This is a genomic window from Kitasatospora nipponensis (assembly GCF_039528135.1).
Lineage (GTDB): Bacteria > Actinomycetota > Actinomycetes > Streptomycetales > Streptomycetaceae > Kitasatospora > Kitasatospora nipponensis.
In genome coordinates this window covers 1-4,870 of record NZ_BAAALF010000330.1, presented here as the reverse complement: position 1 = coordinate 4,870, position 4,870 = coordinate 1, and the positions used below count along the sequence as shown (strand labels likewise).

Genomic DNA, 4,870 nt, shown 5'->3' with positions numbered 1-4,870 from the left:
CGACGAGGCGCCGCCCCGCTCGGTCGGCGACCGGACGGTGCCCGCCCGCGCGGTGGGCCGCGCCGCGCTCGCGGCGGCCCACTCCCCGCGCCCGGCCCGCCCGTTCCTGGCCCCGGCCGCGGCCGCCGGACCGGTGCCGCGCCGGGTGGCGGCCCTGCTCTCGCCGCGTGCGCGCACCGGGACCCGGCGCCGGGCGGGGGGCGCCCTCGCGCTGGCCGCCTGCCTGACGGTCAGCGCCGCCGCCACCGTGCGGGCCAACAGCGATCTGCACCGCACCGTGGAGAGCGCCCAGGCCGGCGGCGCCCACCAGCCCTGAGCCCAGCCCTCCCGAGCCCGGCCGGCCAGCCGCGGACCCGAGCCGGCCCGCACCGCCCCGGACCGACCCGCACCGCCCCGGACCGACCCGACCAGCAGCAGGGGAGCCCATGGCCGTCACCGTGCTCGGCGAGTGCGTCGCCGACGCCTTCGTCACACCGCAGCCCAGCGCCACGGCACCCGCCACCGCACCCGCCGCCGCACCGGCCACCGCACCGGCCACCGCCGAGCAGCTCGCCCTGACCGTGCACCCCGGCGGCGGCCCGGCCAACACCGCCACCGCGCTGGCCCGGCTCGGCACCCCGACCCGCTTCCTGGGCCGGCTCTCCACCGACCCCTTCGGCACGCTCTTCCGCGACCGGCTGGCCGGCTCCGGGGTCGACCTCGGCGACTGCGTCACCGCCGCCGAACCCAGCACCCTGGCCATCGCCGCCCTGGACCCCACCGGCCAGGCCCGCTACTCCTTCCACGCCGAGGGCACCGCCGACTGGCAGTGGCGGCCCGCCGAGCTCGCCGCCGTCGACCTGACCGGCACGCAGGCCGTGCACACCGGCTCGCTGGCCCTGGTACGCGCCCCCGGTGGGGCGGTCGTCGAGGAGTTCCTGGCCCGCGCCGGAGCGCACGCCACCCTCTCGATCGACCCGAACCTGCGCCCGCTGCTGGTCGACCCCGAGCGCTACCGCGAGCGCATCGCCCGCTGGTGCGCGCTGGCCGACCTGCTGCGGCTGTCCGCCGACGACCTGGCCCTGCTGAGCCCCGGCCTGAGCCCGGAGGCGGCCTGCGACGGCTGGCACGCGCTGGGCGTCCCGCTGGTGGTGCTGACGCTGGGCGAGCAGGGCGCGCTGGTCTCGCTGAACGGGGCGCGGGCCCGCCTGGAAGCCGTTCGTGTCCGAGTCGTCGACACCGTGGGCGCCGGCGACGCGTTCACCGGCGGCCTGCTGCACCACCTGGCCGGCCGGCAACTGCTCGGCGGCCGGCTGACCGCCACTCCCGCCGGCCCGCCCGCCCCCGGCGACCCGGCACCGACCCCGGCGCGGCCGGGCCCGACCCTGGACCAGGTGGTCGAGGCCGCCCGCTTCGCCACCCGGGTGGCGGCCCTGACCTGCGCGGTCGCCGGCGCCAACCCGCCCTGGGCCGACGAGCTGACCGACGCCGGCTGACCGACGCCGACGCCCCGCCGGGCCGCCGCCCGCCCCCGCCGCGGCCGACCGACGGCTTCGCGCCAAGATCACCCGCGGCGTGCGCCGACGAACCGCCCGCAATCCAGCGCTACCGGCAGGGCGTCAAGGTCCGCTGCTCATGCGAGGATCGCTCGACCGACCGGTCTGTGACACCCGTACGCTGTGGGCGTCAGGGGCGATCCACCCCGCCCCGACCGGGCGGGATCGGACACGCGGCGAGGGGAGCCACCATGCGGGAGACCGCGCGGGAGACCGCACACCTGGGCCGGACCGACGAGGTCTCGCTGCGGGCCACCGCCGAGCTGGCCCGCACCCACGAGCAGGTCGTCACCGGTGAGGTGCCGCGCCAGCCGCCGCGCCCCGAGATCGGCGACTCCTGGGAGCGGCTGCGCCGGATCGGCCTCGACCCGGAGCGCGGCCGCGCCCCCGAGCACCTGAGCACCGCCGAGGTGGAGTACCGCCGGCGCGCCAGCGGCCTGGACGCCGTGATGCCGGCGCTGCGCAGCGCCCTGCTCGACCCGGTCGCCGACCTGCCGCTGATCCTCGCGATCGCCGACGCGCAGGGCACCCTGCTCTGGCACGAGGGCCCGCGCCACCTGCGCCGCAGCGGCGACCTGATCGGCTTCATGACCGGCGGCCACTGGGGCGAGGAGGCGGTGGGCACCAACGGCATCGGCACGGTGGCGCGCACCGGGCGCCCGCTGCGGGTGCACTCCAGCGAGCACTACGTGCGCAACCAGCACGCCTGGACCTGCGTCGGCGCCCCGGTCCGCGACCCGCGCACCGGCCGGGTGGCCGGCGTGGTCGACCTCAGCGGCCCGGCCCGCGGCGTGCACCCGCAACTGCTCGCGCTGGCCGTCACCGCCGCCCGGCTGGCCGAAACCGAGCTGCGGGCCGCCCAGTTGGAGTCCCTGCACCGGCTGCGCACGGTGGCCGCCCCGGTGCTGGCGCAGTCCTCCCGGCCGGCCCTGGTGGTCGACCGGGACGGCTGGACCGCCGCCACCGCCGGCCTGCCGCCGGTCAGCCGGCTGCGGCTGCCCGCCGACGGCTGGGGCTCGGCCTCCGTGCACTGGCTGCCCTCGCTGGGCGAGTGCGAGGTCGAGCCGCTCGCCGACGGCTGGCTGGTCCGCCCGCTCACCGGCTCCCCGCAGGCCGTCTCCGAACAGTCCGCCGGCGCCCGGCTGGTGCTCGACCTGAGCAGCGCCGACCGGCCCGAGCTCTCGGTGCGTGGTGGCGCGGGCAGTTGGTCGCACGCGCTGAGCCCGCGGCACGCCGAGCTGCTCCTGCTGCTGGCCACCCACCAGGCCGGACGCACGGCCGCGCAACTGGCGGAGGGCCTGTTCGGCGACCCCACCCGCACGGTGACCGTGCGGGCCGAACTCTCCCGGCTGCGGCGCTACCTGGGCGGGCTGCTGGAGCACCGGCCGTACCGGTTCGCGGAGACCGTCCAGGTCGAGGTGGTCCGCCCGAGCGACCCGTACCAGCTGCTGGCCGCCTCCTCGGCGCCCGGCATCCGCCGGCTGCGCACGCTGCTGGACAGTGGCGGGGTGCTGCTGCCCGGCTGCCGCACCGCCGGCCCCGGGCGGGGCGCCGAGCCGGTGCGGGGCGCCGACGCGGTTCCCCGCGGCACCGCCGAGGGCCTGGGGCGCACCGACGCCACCGGCCGCGGCGGGGGAGGCGACGGCCGTGGCGAGGGCTCGGACCGCCGTGGACGGGGCAGCCGGGGCGAGGGGGGCGAGGGCGACGCGGACGCCGACCGGCGGCCGATCGAACTGCTCACCCCGCAGCTGCTCGCCCGTCAGGTGCCCAGCCCCAGACAGCCGGCCCGCGCACCGGGTGGCCAGGGCAGGGCGGCGGGCACCGCCAACTCCCCCGGCGCGGGCGGCGCCACGGCGCCGGCAGCGGGCGCCGTGGCGGCACCGCTGACGGTGGCACCACTGACCGTGCCGCCCCTGACCGTTCCGCCGCTGACGTCCGCGGCCCCCGGGCCGGCCGGCTACCCGACCGGCTGAGCCGCCCGCCCGCCCGGGCCGGGCCGTCCGCCGGCCCGGTGACCCGCCGGCGGGCCTACTCGGCCTGCAGGTCGCCGAAGAGCAACTCCGACAGCTGGGCGTCGGTCGGACCGCAGTCCGGCTCGCTGCCCTCGGGGATCTCGGCATAGGTGCGTTCCAGCCAGTCCCGCACCCGCGGCGCGGAGGCCTCCAGCAGCGCGCTGCCGTACGGCGACTCCAACGCCAGGTGCAGGGTGGCGCCGTGGCACGGGCAGTGCGCGGGCCAGAGCCGGACGTCGCCGTGGCCGGTCAGGCCACGCAGGCCGTCGCGCAGCAACTCGCGCGAGAAGACCCAGTCGACCTCGTCGGGCCGGCCCAGGTGGAAGGTGACCAGGACCTCGTAGGGCCGCTGCGGCTCGTAGCGGAAGCGGGTCGGCACGGTGCCGACCTTGTCCCGGCCGAGGGCGATGCGCAGCGTCAGCACCTCCTCGACCGGGAGGGCCGGACGGAAGGGCAGTTGTGGCCGCGCCCCCGGCGTGGCCGGGTGGGTGGCACCGGTGCTGGTGGACAGTGGATCGCGCGGCATGGCTGATTCTCCGGGGCGAGACGGGACCGGGCCAGCCTGCTCCGCCCCGCCGGGAGCCGCAAAGGTTGCAGAGGGTTGCAGCGCTCCAGCGAACCCCGAGCCGGGCCTGCCGGAGGACCGCCGAAACCCCCTCGTGCGCCCGCACCCACACCTACCCGCCCGCCCGCGCGCCCGCGAGGCCGGCGGCGGGCACCGCCCTGCCCGCCCGGCACGCCGCCGTCGGGCGGGGGTCCTCCCCGGCCCCGCTGCGATGATCCGACGGTACGTCAACTCCGCTCCCGGGGTAGGCGGTCCGCGTTATTGATCTGCGTCCGACGCCGCCGGTTACGCAGCGGGGCCGCGCTGGTACTCTCGTGCCCTTGTCGATGCGGGCGGACGGCCCGGCGTCGGCACGGGCGAGGTGGGGCCGGACGAGGCCGCACGAGGCGGGTGGACGCGCGAGGACGACGCTCCACCCGTCATCGGTGTCCACGCCGGTGTTGGGGTAGCGGCAGCGGGTCCACGGGGCCCGGCTGGGGAGGAGAGGAGTCCGGTGGCGCACCGGGAAGGCACCCCTGCGACGGCGCGGCGTACCGGCAGCCGGCCGGAACCGCAGCCTCCGCACGGCCGGCACAGCCGGCCCAAGCCGCTGGGCGGGCAGTTCCGACTGCCCGCGATCAGGGTCTCCGGCGCGGCGATGGCGATGTCCACGGTGGTCGGGATCAGCATCGCCACCACCTGGCTGATCAGCGCGCAGCAGCGGATCCAGGGCGGCGTGCGGATGTCCACCGTCGGCGCCACCCCTCCGGTGCCCGACG

4 protein-coding genes and 1 pseudogene are annotated in these 4,870 nt (G+C 78.5%); 4 read left to right on the top strand and 1 reads right to left on the bottom strand.

Annotated elements, in window-relative coordinates:
* From ABD323_RS39490 to ABD323_RS39480, 3 genes and pseudogenes are all read left to right on the top strand, one after another.
* Window positions 1-316 (top strand): annotated as a pseudogene (locus ABD323_RS39490) (M56 family metallopeptidase); the annotation flags it as partial.
* A gap of 109 nt (window positions 317-425) precedes the next feature.
* Window positions 426-1,475 carry a carbohydrate kinase family protein gene (locus ABD323_RS39485; RefSeq protein WP_344446937.1) on the top strand — a complete coding sequence of 350 codons (1,050 nt, stop codon included), beginning with the start codon at window positions 426-428 and terminating at the stop codon, window positions 1,473-1,475.
* Window positions 1,476-1,726: 251 nt separating this feature from the next.
* The gene (locus ABD323_RS39480) at window positions 1,727-3,508 is read left to right on the top strand and encodes a GAF domain-containing protein (RefSeq protein ID WP_344446936.1); all 1,782 of its coding nucleotides are present in this window, start codon (window positions 1,727-1,729) and stop codon (window positions 3,506-3,508) included.
* 55 nt (window positions 3,509-3,563) lie between these two features.
* Here ABD323_RS39480 and ABD323_RS39475 read toward each other — a convergent pair whose 3' ends face one another.
* On the bottom strand, window positions 3,564-4,073 hold the full coding sequence (locus ABD323_RS39475) for an SsgA family sporulation/cell division regulator (protein WP_344446935.1): 510 nt from the start codon (window positions 4,071-4,073) through the stop codon (window positions 3,564-3,566).
* A gap of 532 nt (window positions 4,074-4,605) precedes the next feature.
* Between ABD323_RS39475 and ABD323_RS39470 the strand changes: the two genes are divergently transcribed.
* Window positions 4,606-4,870, top strand: a 265-nt coding sequence (locus tag ABD323_RS39470) for a hypothetical protein (protein WP_344446934.1), incomplete at its 3' end; no start/stop codon positions are given.